At 34.4% G+C, this 21,687-nt stretch carries 19 protein-coding genes and 1 tRNA gene; 10 read left to right on the top strand and 10 right to left on the bottom strand.

All coding sequences use genetic code 11. From position 1 onward, the window contains the following. The first annotated feature begins 83 nt into the window (after window positions 1-83). From DLK05_RS17505 to DLK05_RS09385, 7 genes are all read left to right on the top strand, one after another. Window positions 84-242: a hypothetical protein gene (locus DLK05_RS17505; protein ID WP_209319812.1), complete on the top strand. Its 159-nt coding sequence runs from the start codon at window positions 84-86 to the stop codon at window positions 240-242. A 14-nt stretch (window positions 243-256) separates the two neighbouring features. Next, window positions 257-421 carry a hypothetical protein gene (locus DLK05_RS17510; protein WP_209319813.1) on the top strand — a complete coding sequence of 55 codons (165 nt, stop codon included), beginning with the start codon at window positions 257-259 and terminating at the stop codon, window positions 419-421. Between the two features lie 64 nt (window positions 422-485). After that, window positions 486-962 carry a CPBP family glutamic-type intramembrane protease gene (locus DLK05_RS09370; protein WP_127343744.1) on the top strand — a complete coding sequence of 159 codons (477 nt, stop codon included), beginning with the start codon at window positions 486-488 and terminating at the stop codon, window positions 960-962. A gap of 30 nt (window positions 963-992) precedes the next feature. Beyond that, window positions 993-1,445: a CPBP family glutamic-type intramembrane protease gene (locus DLK05_RS09375; protein WP_127343745.1), complete on the top strand. Its 453-nt coding sequence runs from the start codon at window positions 993-995 to the stop codon at window positions 1,443-1,445. Window positions 1,446-1,570: 125 nt separating this feature from the next. Continuing rightward, entirely contained in the window at window positions 1,571-2,125 is a 555-nt protein-coding gene (locus DLK05_RS09380) for an REP-associated tyrosine transposase (RefSeq protein ID WP_127343746.1), read from the top strand. 154 nt (window positions 2,126-2,279) lie between these two features. Further along, window positions 2,280-2,417, top strand: a complete 138-nt coding sequence (locus tag DLK05_RS17515; protein ID WP_209319814.1) for a hypothetical protein — start codon at window positions 2,280-2,282, stop codon at window positions 2,415-2,417. A gap of 1,102 nt (window positions 2,418-3,519) precedes the next feature. Then, window positions 3,520-5,451, top strand: a complete 1,932-nt coding sequence (locus DLK05_RS09385) for a carboxypeptidase-like regulatory domain-containing protein (RefSeq protein WP_127343747.1) — start codon at window positions 3,520-3,522, stop codon at window positions 5,449-5,451. A gap of 180 nt (window positions 5,452-5,631) precedes the next feature. Here the strand turns inward: DLK05_RS09385 and DLK05_RS09390 are convergent, their stop codons facing one another. Then, the gene (locus DLK05_RS09390) at window positions 5,632-6,375 is read right to left on the bottom strand and encodes a DUF6261 family protein (protein WP_127343748.1); all 744 of its coding nucleotides are present in this window, start codon (window positions 6,373-6,375) and stop codon (window positions 5,632-5,634) included. Between the two features lie 946 nt (window positions 6,376-7,321). Here DLK05_RS09390 and lepA point away from each other — a divergent pair. Continuing rightward, window positions 7,322-9,109 carry a translation elongation factor 4 gene (gene lepA / locus DLK05_RS09395; protein ID WP_127343749.1) on the top strand — a complete coding sequence of 596 codons (1,788 nt, stop codon included), beginning with the start codon at window positions 7,322-7,324 and terminating at the stop codon, window positions 9,107-9,109. 362 nt (window positions 9,110-9,471) lie between these two features. On the opposite strand, the gene rprY is transcribed toward lepA, so the two are convergent. The 5 genes from rprY to DLK05_RS09420 form a co-directional block, all read right to left on the bottom strand. Further along, window positions 9,472-10,158, bottom strand: coding sequence for a response regulator transcription factor RprY (gene rprY, locus DLK05_RS09400; protein WP_127343750.1), 687 nt, complete (start codon window positions 10,156-10,158; stop codon window positions 9,472-9,474). 5 nt (window positions 10,159-10,163) lie between these two features. Beyond that, the gene (locus tag DLK05_RS09405) at window positions 10,164-11,669 is read right to left on the bottom strand and encodes a sensor histidine kinase (RefSeq protein ID WP_127343751.1); all 1,506 of its coding nucleotides are present in this window, start codon (window positions 11,667-11,669) and stop codon (window positions 10,164-10,166) included. 515 nt (window positions 11,670-12,184) lie between these two features. Then, a complete protein-coding gene (rnc, locus tag DLK05_RS09410) occupies window positions 12,185-12,925 on the bottom strand; it encodes a ribonuclease III (protein ID WP_127343752.1) in 741 nt (246 codons plus the stop codon). A 3-nt stretch (window positions 12,926-12,928) separates the two neighbouring features. Continuing rightward, window positions 12,929-14,182, bottom strand: a complete 1,254-nt coding sequence (gene fabF / locus DLK05_RS09415) for a beta-ketoacyl-ACP synthase II (protein WP_127343753.1) — start codon at window positions 14,180-14,182, stop codon at window positions 12,929-12,931. A gap of 21 nt (window positions 14,183-14,203) precedes the next feature. Next, window positions 14,204-14,440 carry an acyl carrier protein gene (locus DLK05_RS09420; RefSeq protein ID WP_127343754.1) on the bottom strand — a complete coding sequence of 79 codons (237 nt, stop codon included), beginning with the start codon at window positions 14,438-14,440 and terminating at the stop codon, window positions 14,204-14,206. A gap of 198 nt (window positions 14,441-14,638) precedes the next feature. On the opposite strand from DLK05_RS09420, the gene purN reads away from it, so the two are divergent. Beyond that, on the top strand, window positions 14,639-15,199 hold the full coding sequence (gene purN / locus DLK05_RS09425) for a phosphoribosylglycinamide formyltransferase (RefSeq protein ID WP_127343755.1): 561 nt from the start codon (window positions 14,639-14,641) through the stop codon (window positions 15,197-15,199). Here the strand turns inward: purN and DLK05_RS09430 are convergent. From DLK05_RS09430 to leuS, 4 genes are all read right to left on the bottom strand, one after another. Beyond that, a complete protein-coding gene (locus DLK05_RS09430) occupies window positions 15,180-16,460 on the bottom strand; it encodes a peptidoglycan DD-metalloendopeptidase family protein (protein WP_127343756.1) in 1,281 nt (426 codons plus the stop codon). The two genes, purN and DLK05_RS09430, sit on opposite strands and share 20 nt — an antisense overlap. Before the next feature lie 94 nt (window positions 16,461-16,554). Further along, entirely contained in the window at window positions 16,555-17,406 is an 852-nt protein-coding gene (locus DLK05_RS09435) for a YitT family protein (RefSeq protein ID WP_127343757.1), read from the bottom strand. Between the two features lie 80 nt (window positions 17,407-17,486). Continuing rightward, the gene (locus tag DLK05_RS09440) at window positions 17,487-18,347 is read right to left on the bottom strand and encodes a YitT family protein (protein ID WP_127343758.1); all 861 of its coding nucleotides are present in this window, start codon (window positions 18,345-18,347) and stop codon (window positions 17,487-17,489) included. A gap of 164 nt (window positions 18,348-18,511) precedes the next feature. Next, window positions 18,512-21,274 carry a leucine--tRNA ligase gene (gene leuS, locus DLK05_RS09445; RefSeq protein WP_127343759.1) on the bottom strand — a complete coding sequence of 921 codons (2,763 nt, stop codon included), beginning with the start codon at window positions 21,272-21,274 and terminating at the stop codon, window positions 18,512-18,514. A gap of 209 nt (window positions 21,275-21,483) precedes the next feature. Here leuS and DLK05_RS09450 point away from each other — a divergent pair. Next, window positions 21,484-21,557: transfer RNA gene (locus DLK05_RS09450), tRNA-Arg, on the top strand. Window positions 21,558-21,687: the final 130 nt, after the last annotated feature.

Genomic DNA, 21,687 nt, shown 5'->3' on the forward strand with positions numbered 1-21,687 from the left:
CGAAAATACATTGCTGTTAATCGAGCTAAGGCAAAGCCTGCACAAAATTAATTGATTTATTAACAATTTAAAATTTTGTGAAAATGAAAAATTTAGAAGAGTTTGGAGTTCAGAAGATGAATGCTCAGGAACTTAAAATTACTGATGGCGGTCGTATTCCTATAATTGATGATGCAAAGGATACTTTTTGGGAATTCGTTGAAGGAATAAAAGATGGATGGGAAGCTGCTAATAAAAATTAATAAAAAATAAAATTATGACACTAAAAGAATTATCAAAAACAGAACTTCGAGAATTGGAAGGTGGACGTACATGTGCCGGTTGGGTTGGATATATTTTTGGCTATATGGCTAATAAGAACGCTGGAATATGTGCATCTACAGATCCTGATCTTATGTGGACTACAAGAGGTGGAATGTAATCATTAAAATAAGCCATCTCAGTGTGTTTTATTGAGATGGCATTTCTTATATTATTTTTTTTAAATGAATCCTATAATTGCCTATTTTATCAAAGCTAGATCATTTATTTTTATTTTTGGTTTTCTTAGTCTTATAGTTTTAGTTGATTTGACAGCTGTTTTTCTTCCTGAAACTTGGTTTATTAATCCTGGAGTAGAGATGTCTTTTAGGGAATTTGGCACTGTATTTACTGTAATTACCGGAGTTTTTATTGATCCTATTATAGAAACCTATATATTTCAAATTGGAATTATTTTTCTTGTTCGTAAAGTAATTAATAGGCCGAGATATAATTTACTACCTGCAATTTTATCGTCCGCTATAGTTTTTGGCTGGATTCACGATAATAGTATTGCCTATATGGTTTATGCTTTTTTAATAGGTTTAATTTTGGCTTTTGCCACCTATATTGCAATTTATAAAAGAAGAGCATTTTGGTTAGTAATATGTATCCATAGTATGCAGAATTTGATTGCTTTTCTCATAAATAGTGCCTTGTAGAAAAATTTGATAAGTAAAGTGAATAATGTAATGATCCGATTTTTTCAGAAGACAAATATTGTTGTTGTTTATTTATTATTTCTAGCATTGGTGTTAATTCCAAATTTCTTGGTTTTATTTTTCCCAAATATTTTTGAGAACCCAGTCATTTCAATGTTTGAAGATGTAAGTGAAGGAGCCTTATTTGTGATGAGTGTAATTGTGGCTCCTATTTTTGAAACATTGATTTTTCAGACGGCAATTATTTTTATAATTCAATTTGCAATTCAAAATAAGCTTAAAAGATTTTGGCTTTCTCTTATTGTTTCATCTCTTTTGTTTGCTTTAAATCATATTTATAGCATAGCATATTTTTTCTTTGGTATTTATGTTGGTGGTTTGTTCGTAATAGCATACTATGTTGCACAAAAACGAAAAGTATCTGCAACATTGTTTGTTATAGCAATTCATATGATGAATAATTTAATTGCCTTTTTTGTTTAAGCCACACGAGAGGCCACCCCGCTGCCGCACGAATCCTTTCGTGTGGCTTTCTATCTCATATTTGTTACTGTAATTGCTTGTTAAACAATACGAATTTTCTACATTAGTAATTTATTTTATTACTTATGAGTAGAAATTATAAATTTAAAAATCCCGAAGGTGTTTATTTTGTAAGCTTTGCCGTGGTCGAATGGATAGATGTATTTACCAGGCTAGAATACAAGGAAATTTTGCTTGATAGTTTGCGTTATTGTCAACACCATAAAGGGATGGAAATTTTTGCATGGTGTATTATGACTAATCATATTCACTTGGTATATAAAAGTGTAAATGGTCAAAATCCGGAACTGTTATTGGGAGATTTAAAGCGATTCACCAGCAATAAATTAGTTAAAGCTATTAAAGTAAATCCGCGGGAAAGTAGAAAAGAATGGCTGCTTGAAAAGTTTAAAAAAGCAGCAGAACAATCTTCCAATGTAAAGCATTATCAGTTTTGGAGGCATGATAATCGCCCCATAGAACTGTGGAGTAACAAAGTAATCGATGAAAAAATTAATTACATCCATAATAATCCGGTAGAAGAAGGATTGGTTACTTACCCTGAAGAATATGTGTATAGCAGTGCGAGAGATTACCGAGGTGACAAAGGTATGTTGGAGGGGGTTGTCGTAATTCTGTAGAAGTTACAAGCCACACGAAAGGATTCGTGCGGCAGCGAAGGGGAGTCCAATAAGAGGATATTTTATACTTAAAAACATTTATTCGGACAATATTTTAAATTTCTTTTTATGTTTTATTTCTGAATATTAAATAATGTTTTAAAATTAAAAAAAAATGATAGAGCTAAATATTGTTGAATTAGAGGAAATTAATGGCGGGTTTAAACAAGAGGCATATGATGCTGGTTACGAAGCTGGAGCTATTGTAAGAAAAGCGTTTGGATTTTTTGGGCTTTTCGCGCGCTTTTTATAATTAAATCGCATTACTATAACAACTAGATAACGACATTATTTGCAATTTGAATGATGTCGTTATTATTATATTGTAATTTAAGATTAAAAGAATAATTCGTATATGCAATTATCGTTATGGCTAGAATAATAATTAAATGATTTATTTAATCTCAATATAGTTCTCATTATTTTATTATGAATATAGAATTTATTAGTATTTATATTAGAAATCCACATTACATAAGAGCGACTAAAATCAATTGGAATGAACTTGTATTATTGGTTTTCTTTTATTTAGTATTGTCAATATCAATTTCCATTTTTATTGGGGTTCTTGCAATATTCCTAAAATTTGAAAATGCAGTAAATAATGAGAGTGTGAAAACATTATTGATTAAAGCTGTGTTATTGGGTCCATTTGTTGAGGAAGTATTATTTCGATTACTGTTAAAACCCAAATTAAAAAATCTGATTTTTTTTAGTGTTATCGTCCTACTGCTATTGGGTTATTGGTTAGTAATAGGAAAATATTTTCTGTTTATAGTTTTAGTGCCGATTGAATTATTTGCATTTCTTCTTCTGTATAAGAGAAAAAATTTCTTGTTTAAATTGCAACGTAAGTTCATTAAGTATTTCCCATACATTTTTTATTTGTTCATGCTGAGTTTTGGATTCCTCCATATCTCAAATTTCACATTTACTAATTTCAATTTTTGGATCGTTTTAATTAGTCCCTTACTAGTAGCACCGCAAATTGTGTTGGGTAGTATTTTAGGATTTATCAGAATGAGGTTCGGCTTTTTTTATTCTGTCTTATTTCATATTATAATTAATGGAATCGGTGTCTCATTTTTAGTTTTAAAATTGTTGATGTGAGCATTAGTTGAATGGCAAACTATTGGGTAATTATTTTGCAAAGACAATAAAAAGAAGAATATCACTCATGACATCCTACCCAAACAAAATGTATCGATTAAATTTACATGCGCGTCTCGTATTAAAAGTTGCTTAGCATCTTTAAGATGCTTAGCAAGTCTGTTTTATAAAGATTTGCATCAAAAAAAAGATGAATGTCTGGTTAAAAAGAATTCTCCCGTTCCTACAAATTGACAATTTTAAATATGCGTTTAATAAGTCTACTTTTTATTTTATTTGCAACGAGTGCTTTTTCCCAAACAATAATCTCCGGTAAAGTTTCCGATAAAAGCAGCAATAAGGCATTGCCTGGTAGTAGTGTTTTTATTAAGGATAATTATTGGGGAACTGTAACCAATAACCAAGGTGATTTTAGAATAAAAATTCCTGAGAATTATCGCTTTGGTAAACTTTGTTTTAGTAGTATCGGATATAAAACTAAAGAAGTAAGCTTGGATAAAATAAAATCTTCTTTAAAGGTAAATCTTCAAAAAGACACATGCGATTTGAATGAGGTGTTGGTAATGCCCAAAGATACTTTACTGGCATTGTTGCGAAGGGCTTACCGAAAAATAAAAGATAATTATCTGGATGAGGATACCCGAATGAAAGGCTTTTACAGAGAAACATTTTTTTTGGCTGATAGCAAAGAGTATCTATATTTTGGGGAAGCATTGCTTGATATTTTTAAGACCTCTTATAAAACAAGTTCGGCAGGACAAGTAAAAGTCTTAAATAGCAGAATGAATAAGCATCCCATGTACGATTCTCTAAGCAGAATAATGTGGTATGGCGGTTTACTGCGTTCGTTAAGAGGGGATGTTGTAAAAAGAAGAAAAGAATTTATTTCTCCTGTTGCTTTTAAAGACTATAAGTATAGCATCAGTAAAAGTGTTATTGATGGGAGAAAAGCTTATAAAATTGAATTTCTTCCTCAAAAAGATAGTGGTGCAAGTTATAAAGGTGCATTTTATTTGGATGAGGAAACCTTAGCTTATGTCTATTTTGATTATTCCAGATCTAAAAACGGCGAGAAAAAACGAAACAAGGAGCTATTCTTGAATGAATTAAAATCTTTGGCAACACAGTTTAAAGTGAAATATTTAAAAAATGGGAATAAATATTACCTGGCATATAACTCTTATCGTGAACAACTATTCAATAGTAGAATTGGCAAGGATTTAATAAGTGTTGATGAATATCTTACAAAGGATATTTCAGATACTAATGCGAAGCCAATAGATTACGATGAACAGGTTCAATTGAGAGATGTTTTTTATCTGGAAGCAAAAAATTATGCTGATACCGATTGGAAAGATGAAACAATACTTGTTGCCGATAGTGCCGTAAATAAATTAATGACATACAACACCACAGAAGCCGATACTTTGTTGAAAAAAAAATATGCTATTCCCAAAAATATTCGTTTTAAACGGAAGCTTATAGATATTCTATTCAGAACATATTTCGATTTAGATTTTGCATATACAAGCACAACGCATCCGTCTAATATAAATTTAAGCTATACCCCAACAGCGGAACACAATTTTGCTAATTCTAAACAAATAAGTGAATCGCATTCTTTTTCCTACGGTATGAAAATGGGATATAAGTTGAATCGAAAAATGGATATTAATTATTACAGTTCAGAATCGATCGGGAAGTACTTATCCGAAAAGCAATCTTTTGGTATTGCCTACGAGACCCCAATAATTAATAGGGGGAGACAATTGCTGATGATGGGTGGTGTAAACTACTTTTTTTTCAATTCAGGTTATCATATAGGGGATTTTAAAAATGAGAGATCTTTTCGTGCCGGAGGTAAGAAAATAAGAGCAGATGAAATTGGATTGTTTGTAGGTAAAAAGAAGCAGGGTATTTCGCTCGATATAGGTTTGAAAACAAAATTGCATGGGGGTTATAGTATATTTTTATCAGGAGCTTATCAATTGAATTTGTCGGAAAGAGACAGGTTATTTATACGTGAGAAATCGGGTTTCATTTTCGCCCGTAAAAAGACTGATATTTCTCTAAGTGATTCATCGGTTAAGTATTTCGAAAATGGTATGCAAACCATTAAAACCACTTTCGATACTGATGACTTTTACTTAAAAGCCGGAATTAGGTTTGCATTTTAATTGTTTTAGTAGGAGTAACAAATAAAAACATTCAGGATTAAGATGGAAACACCAATAGTAGTATAATTTCATATTAAAAGTTGCTTAGCAACTCTCTACAATAAAGATTTTCAGAAAAAAAAGAAGGATGCCCGGTTAAAGCCATCCTTCTAAGAATCCCAAAAATTAAAATAAAACAAATCAATTTTCTGTTACTTCCTCTTCCTCTTTAGCGTTTCTGTGGCGAGTGGTTCGGGAATTTACCCGGCTATTAATTTCAACTACAACTTCGTTAACTTCAGCAGCTATTTTATCGTATTCTTCCTTGCCCGTCATGTCTTTCATTACGGCTAAAAAGCGATTAAGTGATTCGATAGATTCACGTACTTGCCTGGCTGCTTCTTTCCCCTTGGCATTGGGTTTATCCGCTTCCTCGTCCACTCTTTCGGCTTCTTTATCGGTAAAAGCTTTTTGAGCAGTTTTTAATTGTGTGTAGCGTTGTTGTGCCGATATTTTTTCAATGGCCTCTGCAAATTCAGGATTAGAATCTATGCGATTAAAAAAATTAATCAAACTTGCTGTTTCGTCCTGATAGCCCATTTTATAAATACGCATTTCCGGTGTGCGAATAAGCGTTAGTAATTTGTTCGCATACTCGCGCTTTTCTGCATTTAGGCAGTAGGCTTGGGAAAGCACGAAATAGTTAAAACTTTTCCAGGCATTGTCGCGGTTGGCATCTAAATTAAGCATTTCCTCGGTTCGCAAATTAGCTTTTACAAGCTTCATGTTGTTTTGTAGATAATCCGAAGATTGTTGCACTTTCGTTTTAGCTACTGTTAATTGTAATTCAGTTTCGTCATATTTGTTGAGAATACTGGAAACTTTAGTGGATAATAGCAGATACTCTGCTAAATGCATAAGGTAGAATTTAATTTTATTAATCATTTTTTTAAAATTTAAATGTAGGTTAATTTATTTATGAACAGTTAAATTAGGATTAATGCGGCAAATATCCAACCGTAATAACTATTTAATGTTAATTTGTTGCGTGGATGAAAAGCATTGTAATGTTCCTAATCCCTGTTAAATTCAAACTTGCAGCAAGTATTCATAATCATTCTAAATTATTTATTTTTGTAATTTTCATACTCAACTTAATTTGGGTTCTGTCAGGAATGAAATAATTATTTTCCTGATGGGCGTTTCACGATTTTAAATCTCCTCTTTTCAAATATGAGGTTTGTGTAAAGTCGTTGAATATTGTCTCAGCAGTTTGTCGTTTGTACAATTCTACAATTAGAACAGCTTTGTTAGAGGCTCGGGAACGCCAGGCAAAATTAGTTTCACTTCATTGGATTGTCATTTGTTCAATTCCGCTGTTTGAATGCTTACATTAGAGACTCTGGACTGCCAAACTAAATTAGTTTTGGTCCATTGGATTGTTGTTTGTCCAATTCTACAATCCGATTGGCTTCATTAGAGGCACAGGAACGCTAAACCAAATTGGTTTCGGACAAACTTGAGTATCGGGGATTTGAATCTAAATTAGTTTGGAATAAAATTTTGTAGCTTACAGGTAATCTCGATTTAGAATTACACTTCCAATAGGTCAGGGATATCCAAATCAATGGCAATTCACACTTAGTGAAGAGCTAAGGGGAGGGTTCTGAGAGTGTTTTTCTCCTTGTCTCTTCTGATAGCACGCAGATAAAACGGATTTGGCAGCTCTTTTCTTTAAATCTAAATCCTATAATTATTCAACGGAATTAAATATCTTTGTCAGTTGATGCGAAAGCGCCTGTTTGGAAGCGTGAAGGAATTGAAAAACAATGTTTTTTAATAAGGAATAGGGAAGCTTTTCGCAATAAGTACCAAAACTAGAAGTTAACTGATGAAGAACATTCGAAATTTTTGCATCATAGCCCATATCGATCATGGGAAATCGACCCTGGCCGACCGTTTATTAGATGTTACCCATACCATTACCGATCGCGAAAAGCAAGCGCAGGTATTGGATGATATGGATCTGGAGCGCGAGCGGGGAATCACCATTAAGAGTCATGCCATACAGATGGATTATCTCCGCAATGGAGAAAAATATGTGCTGAACCTGATTGATACTCCCGGTCATGTTGACTTCTCGTATGAGGTGTCGCGTTCGATTGCGGCCTGCGAGGGTGCTTTGCTGATTGTGGACGCTACGCAGGGAATTCAGGCTCAAACCATATCTAACCTGTATTTGGCAATTGAGAATGATCTGGAGATTATTCCGGTGCTGAATAAAATAGACCTTCCAAATGCTAATCCTGAAGATGTGAAGGATCAGATTGTGGATTTACTGGGTTGCGATGTGGATGATATTTTATCTGCCAGCGGAAAAACAGGCGAAGGTGTGCCTGATATTCTGGAAGCTATTGTCGATCGTGTTCCTGCTCCCGAAGGAGATAAGGATGCACCTTTACAGGCTTTGGTTTTCGATTCCGAATTTAATTCGTTTAGGGGTATCATTACCTATATCCGTATTATGAATGGAGAGATTCGAAAGGGCGATAAGGTTAAATTTTTGAATACCGATAAGGAATATCAGGCTGACGAGATTGGTGTTTTGCGATTGATTCAGGAGCCAAGAAAGGTATTGAGTACCGGTGATGTTGGCTATATTATATCGGGTATTAAAACTTCTACCGAAGTAAAGGTTGGAGATACTATTACACAGGTCGAAAATCCTTGCGCCGCTGGTATTGATGGTTTTGAGGAGGTAAAACCAATGGTATTTGCCGGAGTTTATCCGATTGATACCGAAGATTACGAAGACTTGCGTGCCGCTATGGAGAAATTGAAGCTGAATGATGCGTCGCTTACCTTTGAGCCGGAATCTTCGCTGGCACTTGGTTTTGGTTTTCGTTGCGGATTTCTGGGGCTGTTACACATGGAAATTGTGCAGGAACGATTGGATCGTGAGTTTGATATGAATGTGATTACAACCGTACCAAACGTTTCCTACGTTGCTCATACCCAAAAAGGGGACGAGTTCGAGATGCATAATCCTTCGGATATGCCCGATCCCAATGCCTTGGATTATATCGAAGAACCATATATTCGCGCTCAAATTATCACCAAATCGGAATATATTGGTCCGCTAATGACACTCTGCATGAGTAAGCGGGGAGTGATGACCAATCAGCAATATCTTACCAGCGATAGGGTAGAGCTTACTTACGAGATGCCTTTGGGAGAGATCGTTTTTGATTTCTACGATAAGCTAAAGAGCATTTCGAAAGGGTATGCCTCCTTTGATTATTTCCAGATTGGATTTCGTCCTGGTAAATTGGTGAAACTGGATATTCTTTTAAATGGAGAAGGAGTGGATGCGCTATCTACCTTGATTCACTTTGATAATGCACAAGCCTTTGGTCGTAGAATGTGCGAGAAATTAAAGGAACTAATTCCCCGTCAGCAATTCGATATAGCTATTCAGGGTGCTATCGGAGCTAAAATTATATCCCGCGAAACGGTAAAAGCTGTTCGTAAAGATGTAACGGCTAAATGTTATGGTGGTGATATTACCCGTAAGCGTAAATTGCTCGAAAAACAAAAAAAGGGTAAGAAACGGATGAAACAAGTGGGTAATGTGGAGGTTCCTCAAAAGGCATTCCTTGCTGTTCTTAAACTCGATTAAAGATGATCTGCAAATAGGATGACTTGTATTCGTAGCAATCAAATTCATCACAAAATATTAAGAGCTGTTCGATTTTCGGACAGCTTTTTTGTTTAGACACAGCTTGTTTAGTTACGATTACTATGCTAATTGTAATGACACTTAATAATGACTGTCATTGCGAAGGAACGGTAGTGACTGCGGCAATCTGCTGCTAATTGCAGTGTATTTGAACGGATTGCCACGGCTACCTGATGTTTCAGAAATCAGGCAAAGAGCATAAAGTAAAAAAAGAAAAACGCAGGAAAAAGAAGTAAGCTTCCTTTATAAAAAATGCCTCCGCAATTGGGAGGCATTCTTTTGCTTTTATATCAAATCTACACTTACATGATTAGTTTGTAACCTCTTCCGTGTACATTTATTATTTCGATATCCGGCTCCGATTTTAAGTGCTTTCTCAGTTTGGTAATATAAACATCCATACTGCGGGCATTAAAATAGTTGTCGTCCGACCAGATCGTGCGAAGTGCTAAATTACGTTCCAATACTTTGTTTGCATTATTGCAAAGTAATTTTAAAAGTTCCGATTCTTTGGTGGTTAGTTTAATAGATGTTTCCCCATCCTTTAAGAATTGCTTTTTCGAGTCGAATATTAATCTCCCTAATTTAAATTCTTCCTGTGTATTTTCAGAACCGATACCGCCGGTTCTTCTCAAAACAGCTTCGATACGTACCAAAAGTTCTTCCATGCTAAATGGTTTGGTCATGTAATCGTCGGCACCAATCTTAAAGCCTTCCAGCACATCTTCCTTCATCGATTTTGCAGTAAGAAAAATAATTGGCATCTCACTATTGATAAGGCGAATGTCTTTTGCCAAAGTAAATCCATCACGATGAGGCATCATGATATCGAAAATACAAATGTCATATGGATTTTTTAAGAATTCGTCATATGCTTTGTCACCATCTTCGCAAAGCGTAGTGTTGTAGTTCTTGGCTACTAAGTATTCTTTAAGCAAAAGTCCCAGATTTGCATCATCTTCTGCGAGTAAGATCTTAATGTTTTCCATTGTTTTTATTTTTTAAGAGGAAGATATATTTCGAATTTAGAACCTTTATTAGGAATGCTTTCCACACTCACCTGGCCATTATGGGCATCTGATACTTTCTTCACATACGACAAGCCCAGCCCAAAGCCTTTTACATCATGAACATTACCTGTATGAACCCGGTAAAATCTTTCGAAAACCATTTTTTGATCCTCTTTGGAGATTCCAATTCCATTGTCGGTAATGGCAATAACAATTCCTTTGTTTTTGTTTCTTGTACTGATACTTATTTCAGGCGCGTCCTGGCAATATTTTATGGCATTATCCAATAGGTTTGAGATGACGTTACTGATGTGTACTTCATCCGCAAACACCAAATCTTCATCCGCATCCAGATTTTGATACATATTACCATTCCTGTCCTCCACGCGAATAGTAAAGTTAGGTAATAAATTCTGAATAATCTTATGAATGTTAATTGCTCTCAATTTCAGTTTCATCCGAACTTCATTAAAAACAGCCATTTGCAAAACTTTTTCTACCTGAAAAGTTAGTCTTCTGCTTTCATCATTTATTATCTTGGCAATATGATCGATGGTAGATGCTGTAGTGGTCACGGTATGATCTTTCAACATCTGTGAAGCTAAGGAAATGGTTGAAATTGGCGTTTTAAACTCATGGGTCATATTGTTGATAAAATCATTTTTTATCTTCGAGAGTTTCTTCTGCCGGAAAATGATAAAAATGGTAAATGCACTACTCAATATTAAAATCAAAGTTAAAATAAACGAGGGCACCAGCATGGAATAGGATTGTATGATATATCTATCCTTGCCAGGAAAATAGATGTATAGGAAATTAGAATTAGAAAATAAATCTTCAGGAAATAGTTGTTTGCTGTATTTTTCGAAAGATGGATTGCGGAAATAATTTTTTGATCTTCGTTCAAACTTGTTATCCGATTTTACGGCATACTCAAACTTCAGCTTAATGCCATTATCAATTAACTTCTCCGCAATTAATTTAGGGAGATGCTCCATGTCTATTCTTTCGCTTAGAGGCAGGCGTGTTCTTGCCATCTGATTTGCGATTTGTGCAAAACGGGAATTGCCGGAAATTAAATTTTGATTGAATTGGGATTGAAGCTTTGAAAGTCCTGTTAATCCTTCCGGATTTAAATAACCTTCTGCAATATTATATTGTTTGTTTTCAGAATATACGCTTAGTTTGACCTTCTCGTGACGGGTAGGATCCATAGGAATATCAAGACTTAGTCTTGATCCCTTAATATTTATCTTGCTTGAAACAAGGCCATTTGAATTGTGCGTATATCCTCCCTGCAAAATCATTGCTTCCAAATCATCCGTCACAAGTTTAGAAACTACTTGATCTAAGGCCTTACTGACTGTAAGTGTAAACTGTTCTTCTTTTATTTTTGAAGCAGATTGGTAGTATTTAATCTGTACCAGAATTAATCCAAATAGGGATATACACAGGACAATGGTTACAAGCCAAATATATTTTTGATTCATATCACAAATATAAAAAAAACCTATTCCTGCTATCCTCGCTTAACAATCTTTAACACAAGTAGAGATATTGTTTTTTAGCTGTCTAAACACCTCTTTAAATAACATAAGTTAAAAGATATCTAGATTAAATATATTTAAGGGTAAAAAAGTCTGTTTTTAACAAATTTTCACCATTTAAGCCTTTGAAGTTAATAATTTGATACTATATTTGCCTCTGGAGAGTGAATCTATAAGGGACAATCTCCTTGATTAAAAATTTTGGTTAATAGTTAGATGAAAGGGCGGTTGTGGTTACCGTCCTTTTTTTTTGTGCTTATTAACGTAATTTAATAATTGAAGAGATCGACTTAAATGATCTTAAGGAATCGTTTAGTACAATTAGAATTTTGTATTACTAATTTACACGCCTAAAAGAGTAGGAGGAGATAAAAGTGCATTCTTCTTCTGTTTCGTGAGAAGTCAAAACCAGAATCAATACTATTATAGATTAGAATTAGATTATCGGAGAGTTTATGCTAGGAAGCAAGTTCTCTTTGGTTGATGCGTTTTAAGGCTTCTCTGGCCGCTTTCTGTTGGGCTTCCTTTTTTGAAGTACCCAATCCTTTTCCCAATTTTACTTCTTCTACTTCAACTTCCGAACTAAATAATGGCAAGTGTAAAGATTTGTCCATACCATCTTCGTGGGTGTCAAAATAGACTTCTTTCTTATTTTTTTGTGCCCATTCAATCAATTTACTCTTGAAGTTAGTCTCCACATTAACTACCTCTTCTATATTGATGTGCTTTTTGAATATCTGATCTTCAAGAAATATTTTTGTTTTTAAGTATCCCTGATCCAAATATATTGCTCCAATTAGAGCTTCAAAAGCATCTCCGTAGATGTGCTTATTATTATTCAGATTTACGCTGGAAATAAGTTGCTTGTCTAAACCAATTTTTATGGCAAGTTTATTTAAGGATTCGCGGCTTACGATTTTTGAACGAATTTGAGTGAGGAAACCTTCGTCCTTATTCGGGAAGTATTTGTATAGAATATCTGCAATGATGGCACCCAAAATGGCATCACCCAAATATTCCAGTCTTTCATTATTGAGACTAAGACCGTCTTTTTGAATGGTGGCAGATTTATGAATTAGAGCCAATTCATATAAATCTGTCCGGTTGGGATAATATCCCAGAATGTCAAATAACAATCCATAAAACTCCTTTCTAGGAAAGATTAAAAGTTTTATGGATTGATAAATAGATTTAATCACAAATTATTCGGTGAATGATTTGAAAATTATAGAGGCATTGTGTCCTCCAAAACCAAATGTATTACTCAATGCAGCTCTGATTTCGCGCTTTTGAGCTTTGTGAAGTGTAAGGTTCAACTTTTCATCAATCTCAGGATCTTGCTCCGTGTGATTAATGGTTGGTGGTACGGTTTGATTGTTCATTGCTAAAATACTAGCAATTGCTTCAATCGAACCTGCAGCACCTAACAAGTGACCTGTCATCGATTTTGTTGAACTAATATTCAATTTGTATATCTGCTCTCCAAATACAACTTTAAGGGCTCTTAATTCAGGAATATCACCAACAGGTGTTGATGTTCCGTGAACGTTGATGTAATCAACATCTTCCGGATTTAAATTTGCGTCCTGTAAGGCCATTTTCATTGCACTAATGGCACCTCTTCCTTCTGGATGAGTTGCTGTAAGGTGATAGGCATCACCAGACATTCCACCACCAACAATTTCAGCATATATTTTTGCTCCTCGTTTTTGTGCGTGTTCTAATTCTTCAAGAATTAAACAACCACTTCCTTCTCCCATAACGAAACCGTCACGAGTTTTACAGAAAGGACGAGATGCAGTTTTATATTCTTCATTATTAGTTGACATTGCCATCATGGAATTAAAACCACCAACTCCTGCTTCATTTATTGATGCTTCGGATCCTCCCGTGATAAATAAATCTGCTTTACCCAAGCGGATATAATTCATCGCATCAATGATAGATTGTGAAGAAGAGGCGCATGCCGATACTGTGTTATAGTTTGGTCCTTGGAATCCAAATTTCATTGAAATATGGCCAGCAGCGATATTTGAAATCATCTTAGGAATAAAAAAAGGAGAGAAACGAGGAGTTCCATCCCCGTTTGCAAATCCTTTTACTTCTTCTAAGAAAGTATTTATACCGCCAATTCCAGAACCCCAAATTACTCCAGCTCTAGTTAAATCTTCAGATTCAAGATCTAGCTTAGAATCTTCAATTGCTTCTTTTGAGGCAACTAAAGCATATTGAGCATATAAATCTAATTTTCGTGCCTCTTTTCGATCGAAATGATCTTTAGGCTCGAAATTTTTAACTTCGCAAGCAAACCGAGTCTTGAACTTAGAGGCGTCGAAATGGGTGATTTTATCACAGCCACTTACTCCCTTCTCTAAATTATCCCAAAATTCGGCAATATTATTCCCGATTGGGTTAATTGTTCCAAGCCCAGTTACTACTACTCTTCTAAGTTTCATAAAAAAGGTTCTGGTTAATAATTACTTGGCGTTTTCTCCGATGTAAGAAATAGCGTCACCTACTGTACCAATGTTTTCTGCTTGATCGTCAGGAATAGCGATGTTAAATTCTTTTTCGAATTCCATGATTAGCTCAACTGTATCCAATGAGTCAGCTCCAAGATCGTTAGTGAAGCTAGCTGCTGGAGTTACTTCAGTTTCGTCCACACCCAACTTGTCAACTATGATAGCTTTTACTCTAGATGCAATATCAGACATAACTTTAAATTTTTAAATGATTAATATTAAAACTTATAAATTGTCAACTGTGCAAAGAAATACATTTACTTGAAAAAATTCAAATTTTTTTACAAAGTTGCGGTCAAAGGTAATTCTTTTTCCTTTTCCTGCGAAATTATTTCTCTTCGTTTTGCCTTTTGCATATCTTTGTACTTCCATTTTATTTTATCCGCAAACATGAAAAAAATTGCCATATTCGCCTCAGGTTCAGGTAGTAATGCTGAAAATATTGCACGTTATTTTGAGGGAAATTCTAAGGTTGAAGTTTCTGTTATTTTGACCAATAATCCCAATGCTTTCGTGCTTTCCAGAGCAAAAGATTTAAAAATTCCAAGTTACATATTTTCGAGGAATGAATTTTATAAATCGGATGATATTATACGATATTTGACTGAAAAAGAGATAGATTTTATTGTTTTAGCGGGCTTTTTATGGCTTCTTCCAATTAATTTACTTCGTAAATTCCCCGATTCAATTCTCAATATTCACCCGGCTCTTTTACCAAAGTATGGCGGTAAAGGTATGTTTGGCATGAAAGTTCATGAGGCTGTGGTTCGGAATAAGGAAAAGGAAAGTGGTATTACTATTCATTTAGTGAACGAAAACTATGACGAAGGGAAAGTTATCTTTCAGTCGAAATGTAAATTGAATCCAGATGATACTCCAGAACAGGTTGCTGAAAAAGTACATCAATTAGAATATGAGTATTTCCCTAAAATTATTGAGCAACTATTGTAGATTTTGTCTCTTCTGATTTTTCTAATTCAATCAGAAGAGAATCTTTCAACTTTTCAAATGCTTGCTTATTCTCTGTTTCCACTGGTGCTATAGGAGGAGATTTTAATTTTAAAGGGTTAATAGGCGTATTGTTTTTATATACCCTAAAATCTAAATGTGGACCTGTTGCTAATCCACTTGCGCCAACATAACCTATAGTTTGACCTTGTTTGACCCGAATTCCAGATTTCATTCCTTTTGCAAAACGAGAAAAGTGCATGTAGGTAGTGGTATAGACACTATTGTGTTTGATTTTAAGATAACGTCCACCTCCATTTTTTTGATAGCCCTTCTTAATGATAAGTCCATCTCCAATGGTGTGAACAGGAGTACCTGTTGGTGCAGCATAATCAATACCATGATGTGCCCGGTATCTTTTTAATACAGGATGATATCGGTTATTGGAAAATCTTGAACTAATTCGGGAATACCTTAGAGGAGCTTTTAAAAATGCTTTCTGTAAACTATTTCCATCTTCATCAAAGTAGCCTTTCTTGTCTTTTTGGTTAAAAGCAAATGCAAAATTATTTGTATTGCGATGAATAAAATTAGCTGCTAAAACTTTTATATCGTGTATTGGTTTGTCATCAACAAATGCTTCCCGGTAAATTATATGAAATTTATCTCCTTTACCAACTCCAAAGAAATCGATAGTCCATGCATAAATTTCCGATAGTTCTATAGATAGCAATGGATCCGCATTAGAATGTACCATAGCATTCCAAAGTGAAGATTCAATAACGCCATCAATTTGTTTTTGAACGTATTGAATTTCTTTTTGTTTTTTGTAAACATTTAAAGTGTCGCGGAGATCAAAAACAATATATTCAATAGGTGTGTTTTCGTAAATGAAGTATTCTGGTTCACGAATGCTATCTTTCGAAAATAAGACCGAAAATTCATGTTTTGATTTTATTCGTCGAACGTTAAATACCTTTTTTGCTTTTCTTGCAATTTTATCTATAGTAGAAAAGGGTATTTGGTAATTACGAAGTAGTTTTGACAAATTTTGATTTCTTTTTACTCGATGAGTTTCTACTTCGAAGTCATTGATTGGGAAACCATATTTCAAATGGATTTGCTCTTTTTCTGTTGAATCTACTATGCCTAATTCATTTGATTCTGGATTTATTCTTTTATCACCAGAATGTTTTAGTGCAAAAATCGTAATGCAAATAGTGAGAATTAGAAAAAGAAAATTATAGTTGAGTAATTTTTTCATATCAAATTTTAAAGCTTTAAAGGTAGAAGATATTATAGCTTCACCCAACCTATAGGTTATGTGCGTAGCACTTTTATGATTTTTTAAGGAATTTTTATTTAATTTTCTCAAATCCTTTTCCGTAAACACCCATAACGCTTCCCATCGATATAAAGGCTTCAGGATCCACTAACTTAATCATTCGAAGAATTGCTTGTGATTCTTTCTTCTTTGCCAAAAGTAGCATTACATTAACCTTGTCTTGACTGTATCCTCCAATACCGTTTAACATTGTGATTCCTTGATCTAATGTATGGATAACTTCTTTGCGAATTAGTTCAGGGTGTTTTGTAAATATGATTACTTGAACGGACTGTTTACTTCCTTCAATAATCATATCAACACAGTAGGCACTAACTCCCATGGTTACAAATCCATATACTACCTGTTCAATGGAATTCGAAATAAAATAGGAGGAGGAGATAATAACAACATCAATAGTAAGGAGCAATTGCCCTGGACTGTAATTGTGGTATTTATTAATCATCATTGCCAGAATATCAGTGCCGCCAGTACTTCCACCTCTTGATAATATCATTCCGGCACTGGCACCGGAAAGAATTCCTCCTATGATAGAACACATAAACCTATCCGAAACCAAAGGTTCTGTAATAAGTGTCTGAAATAACCAAAGAAAAAAGGAAAGTACAGTAATTCCATAAATGGTTTTAATTCCAAAGCTAAAGCCTAACACTCTTAAGGATACCAGTAGAAATAGAGTGTTAATTAGAAATACACTATATCCAACTTTAAATCCTGTGGTATAATAAATAATAGTAGCTATTCCACTTACTCCGGATCCAACTATTTCGGATGGAATTATAAATCCTGTCCATGCCAATGAACCAATTAGTAGACCTAATGTGATGATTAAATAGGACTTGAGTTCGCTTACGTTTATTTTCATATTATTTAAATTTTCTGACAGATGAAACTTTCTAAACTCCGAGAAATTTCAAAAATTATTATTTAGAATCTTTTGCCGATCTATGCTCTGATCTCTTCAAATCCAAAACCATAAACTCCCATTACCGATCCCATGGATATAAAGGCATTTGAATCAACCTGTTTTACAATCTTAAAAATGGATTGTGTTTCGAATTTACGAACAATAACCATCAATATTTTTCGCGAATCTTTAGAGTACCATCCTGTTGCGTCAATTACTGAAACTCCTCTTCCTAATCCGTAACATATCTGGTTAGCTATTTCTTCATATTCCGAAGAGATAATAAACATTTGAGCTGATTGTTTTGATCCGGAAATAATCATATCAATAGAGTAGGATGCCACAGACATTACAACATAGCCGTAAACAACAGTTGGAATATCTTCAAATACAATATAGGAGGAAGCAATAATGAAAATATCAATGTATAATATGATTCGCCCGGGGCTAATGTTTTTATATTTATTAATGATCATTGCGATAATGTCTGTCCCTCCAGAGCTTCCTCCTTGTGATATTGTTATTCCAACTCCAACGCCACTTAAAATACCTCCAATTATCGCAGCCATAAATTTTTCATGTACTAAAGGGGTTGTAATATATTTTTGAAAAGTTGATAATAGTATGGAACCAACAATAATTGCAAAAATGGTTTTTACTCCAAATTTACTGCCTAAGATTTTTAGAGCTATCAGAATTAAAAAAACATTAATGATAAAGAAAGAATATCCAACAGGTATCAGCTTATTTGTAGCGTAAAATATCAAAGTACCTATACCACTTACTCCTCCTCCAATTAGTCCGGATGGAATTAAAAAAGCTGTCCAACCAAAACTGTAAATGGCAAGACCTAATGCTATAATTACAAATGATTTGATTTCGGAATAATTTATTTTCATTTGATCTAAAAATGAAGTAATGAGTTAATACGAAAAATTGAATTGTGCGATTTAGAATGAGAAGGAATAGTAATTAGAATTTCCTAATTCAAAAAGAGCTTTAAGTTTCATTGCTTGATAGTCAATGAAGTTAAAGCTCTTTTGCTATAGGTTGAACTTATTTCTTAGACTACAATATTGATGATCTTCTTGGGTACCACAATCACTTTTTTGGGATTTTTACCATCTAACCATTTTTGAGCTTGTTCACAATTTAAAGCCGCTTGTTCAATCTCCTCCTTGCTTAGGTTTAGCGACAAGTTGAGTTTAAATCTCATCTTACCATTAAAAGAAACTGGATATTCATGGGTATCTTCTTGTATAAAGCGTTGTTGAAATTCGGGAAATTTTGTCTTTGTAATACTTGCTGTATTTCCTGCCTTTGCCCAAAGTTCCTCCGCAATATGTGGTGCAAATGGAGCCAAAAGAATCAATAACTCTTCTAAAACTTGCTTATTGTTACATTTTAAGCTGTTCAATTCGTTTACACAAATCATGAAAGCAGAAATGGCTGTATTAAAAGAAAATCTTTCAATGTCATCTTGAATTTTTTTAATAGTCTTGTGCAGAACCTTCAATTCTTCTTTCGTAGGTTCACTATTTGATATGTAAAATTTATTTTCTTCATTATGGAATAGTCTCCATAATTTTTTCAAGAATTTATAAACACCGTCAATTCCGTTTGTATCCCAAGGCTTGTGTGCTTCTAAAGGCCCTAAAAACATTTCATACAAACGTAAAGTATCCGCACCATATTCGTCCACAATCACATCAGGATTAACAACATTAAACATGGATTTAGACATTTTTTCAACGACCCATCCACAATGATATTTGCCATCTTCTAAAATAAAATCAGCATCCCTGAATTCAGGGCGCCATTCTTTAAAGGCTACGGTATCCAAAATGTCATTTTTCACAATATTTACATCTACGTGAATAGGTGTGGTCTCATAGTCCTTTCTCAAACCATAGGAAACATACTTGTTCGAATTCTTAATTCGATAAACAAAGTTTGATCTTCCTTGGATCATCCCTTGGTTGATTAATTTCTTAAATGGTTCATCCTTACAAACCTCATTGATATCATAAAGGAATTTGTTCCAAAATCGGGAATAGATCAAGTGACCAGTGGCATGCTCTGTACCACCTATATATAAATCGACATCCTGCCAGTATTCGTTCGCTTCTTTTGAAACCAATGCACTATTATTTTGGGGATCCATATAGCGTAAATAATAAGCAGATGATCCAGCAAATCCAGGCATGGTATTTAATTCTAAAGGATATCCGTCAACCGTTTTCCAATTGGTAGCACGACCTAATGGTGGTTCTCCGCTCTCGGTTGGTAGGTATTTGTCAATTTCCGGAAGTTCCAGAGGTAATTGATTTTCTTCCAATACATAAGGGATCTCATCCTTAAAATATACAGGGAAAGGTTCGCCCCAATATCGTTGGCGGGAGAATATTGCATCTCTTAATCTGTAGTTAATCTTTTGTTTTCCTAATCCTCTTGCTTCAATTTCTTCATTTGCTTTTTCGATAGCATGTTTAACATCTAATCCGTTTAAGAAATCAGAATTCATTGAATTTCCCTCTTTCGCATCGTAAGATTCTTCTGATATATCTCCGCCGGATACTACTTGGATAATGGGAAGATCAAAATGTTTTGCAAAGGCATAGTCTCTGCTGTCGTGAGCAGGAACAGCCATAATAGCACCAGTTCCATATCCTGCAAGAACATAATCACTAATCCATACAGGTATTTTTTCGCCTGTGAAAGGATGTATAGCATAAGCGCCTGTAAATTCACCACTAATTGTTTTTACGTCAGCCAAGCGTTCTCTTTCAGTTCTTTTTTTAGTAGCTTCGATATAAGTTTCAATTTTTTCTTTGCAATCAGGAGTCGTAATACTCTGGACCAATTCACTTTCGGGTGCGAGTACCATAAAAGTCACCCCAAATATTGTGTCAGGCCGGGTGGTGAAGATTTCCATTTTCTGTTCGGAATTCTGGATTTCGAAATTAACCTCAGCTCCAACAGAACGTCCAATCCAGTTTTTCTGAATTTCCTTTAAGGATTCAGTCCATTCCAAATTATTTAATCCGTCAAGTAATCTTTTAGCATAAGCAGAAACGCGCAATGACCATTGTCGCATTTTCTTTTGTTCTACAGGAAAACCACCACGAACCGAAAGGCCTTCTTTTACCTCATCATTAGCGAGAACTGTACCTAATTCAGGACACCAATTAACCATTGTCTCTGCTAAATAGGCCAAGCGATAATTAAGGAGAGTCAATTGTTGTTCTTTCTCTGAATAATTCTTCCAATCTTTTGCTGTAAAACTTAAAAGTTCAGTGCAAGCAGCATTAATATTTGAGGTTCCGTTTATTTCAAATTCTTCTATTAGACTTGTGATTGGTTCAGCTTTTTCTGTATTGTTATCGAAATAATGATTAAACATTTGTATGAATGCCCATTGAGTCCACTTATAATAATCCGGATTACATGTACGAATTTCTCTATTCCAGTCGTAGGAAAAGCCAATTTTATCTAATTGCTCTTTATACCGTTTAATATTTTTTTCTGTTGTAACAGCAGGGTGCTGTCCGGTTTGGATAGCATACTGTTCTGCTGGCAGACCATAGGCATCATAGCCCATTGGATGAAGCACATTAAATCCTTGAAGCGTTTTATACCGGGAATAGATATCTGATGCAATATAGCCAAGAGGGTGACCAACATGTAATCCTGCTCCAGAAGGATAGGGAAACATATCAAGTACATAAAATTTGGGCTTGGCTGTATCAACTTCCACTTGATAAGTTTTATTTTCGAGCCAATATTTTTGCCACTTAGTTTCTATTTCTTTAAATGTGTATTCCATGGTATTTTCGATAAAAAATGCTTGTTTCTTTCGTTCAGATCGCAAAATTAGTAAAACTTTGTAAATATTTCCTTTGATTTTAAGGGAAGTGAACTTTTATTAAAAATTGGATTCTAGCTGTTTAGGTGAGTAGTTCGCAACTATTTATTATTTGAGTCTAAGCATGCATGGTTAGGAACCAATTATTTTTTTAAATTTGAGCTCTAATTGGTCCCGTAGTTCAGCTGAATAGAACGTCAGATTCCGGTTCTGAAGGTCGTGGGTTTGAATCCCGCCGGGATCACAAATAGCCTGGATAATATTCCGGGCTATTTTTTTTTGATTTAATTGAGCCTAAGAAATAATTATAAATGAGTGTATCACTTATTTAGTTATTAAAATGGTCAATTAGGAAATAAAAAAAGGAGTCCAAC

The organism is Ancylomarina longa (genome assembly GCF_003996985.1).
Lineage (GTDB): Bacteria > Bacteroidota > Bacteroidia > Bacteroidales > Marinifilaceae > Ancylomarina_A > Ancylomarina_A longa.

What these genes read in the sequence shown, in the direction of transcription:
- DLK05_RS17505 (WP_209319812.1), top strand. Translation starts at nt 84, where the DNA reads ATGAAAAATTTAGAAGAGTTTGGAGTTCAGAAGATGAATGCTCAGGAA.
- DLK05_RS17510 (WP_209319813.1), top strand. Translation starts at nt 257, where the DNA reads ATGACACTAAAAGAATTATCAAAAACAGAACTTCGAGAATTGGAAGGT.
- DLK05_RS09370 (WP_127343744.1), top strand. Translation starts at nt 486, where the DNA reads ATGAATCCTATAATTGCCTATTTTATCAAAGCTAGATCATTTATTTTT.
- DLK05_RS09375 (WP_127343745.1), top strand. Translation starts at nt 993, where the DNA reads ATGATCCGATTTTTTCAGAAGACAAATATTGTTGTTGTTTATTTATTA.
- DLK05_RS09380 (WP_127343746.1), top strand. Translation starts at nt 1,571, where the DNA reads ATGAGTAGAAATTATAAATTTAAAAATCCCGAAGGTGTTTATTTTGTA.
- DLK05_RS17515 (WP_209319814.1), top strand. Translation starts at nt 2,280, where the DNA reads ATGATAGAGCTAAATATTGTTGAATTAGAGGAAATTAATGGCGGGTTT.
- DLK05_RS09385 (WP_127343747.1), top strand. Translation starts at nt 3,520, where the DNA reads ATGCGTTTAATAAGTCTACTTTTTATTTTATTTGCAACGAGTGCTTTT.
- DLK05_RS09390 (WP_127343748.1), bottom strand. Translation starts at nt 6,375, where the DNA reads ATGATTAATAAAATTAAATTCTACCTTATGCATTTAGCAGAGTATCTG.
- lepA (WP_127343749.1), top strand. Translation starts at nt 7,322, where the DNA reads ATGAAGAACATTCGAAATTTTTGCATCATAGCCCATATCGATCATGGG.
- rprY (WP_127343750.1), bottom strand. Translation starts at nt 10,158, where the DNA reads ATGGAAAACATTAAGATCTTACTCGCAGAAGATGATGCAAATCTGGGA.
- DLK05_RS09405 (WP_127343751.1), bottom strand. Translation starts at nt 11,669, where the DNA reads ATGAATCAAAAATATATTTGGCTTGTAACCATTGTCCTGTGTATATCC.
- fabF (WP_127343753.1), bottom strand. Translation starts at nt 14,182, where the DNA reads ATGAAACTTAGAAGAGTAGTAGTAACTGGGCTTGGAACAATTAACCCA.
- DLK05_RS09420 (WP_127343754.1), bottom strand. Translation starts at nt 14,440, where the DNA reads ATGTCTGATATTGCATCTAGAGTAAAAGCTATCATAGTTGACAAGTTG.
- purN (WP_127343755.1), top strand. Translation starts at nt 14,639, where the DNA reads ATGAAAAAAATTGCCATATTCGCCTCAGGTTCAGGTAGTAATGCTGAA.
- DLK05_RS09430 (WP_127343756.1), bottom strand. Translation starts at nt 16,460, where the DNA reads ATGAAAAAATTACTCAACTATAATTTTCTTTTTCTAATTCTCACTATT.
- DLK05_RS09435 (WP_127343757.1), bottom strand. Translation starts at nt 17,406, where the DNA reads ATGAAAATAAACGTAAGCGAACTCAAGTCCTATTTAATCATCACATTA.
- DLK05_RS09440 (WP_127343758.1), bottom strand. Translation starts at nt 18,347, where the DNA reads ATGAAAATAAATTATTCCGAAATCAAATCATTTGTAATTATAGCATTA.
- leuS (WP_127343759.1), bottom strand. Translation starts at nt 21,274, where the DNA reads ATGGAATACACATTTAAAGAAATAGAAACTAAGTGGCAAAAATATTGG.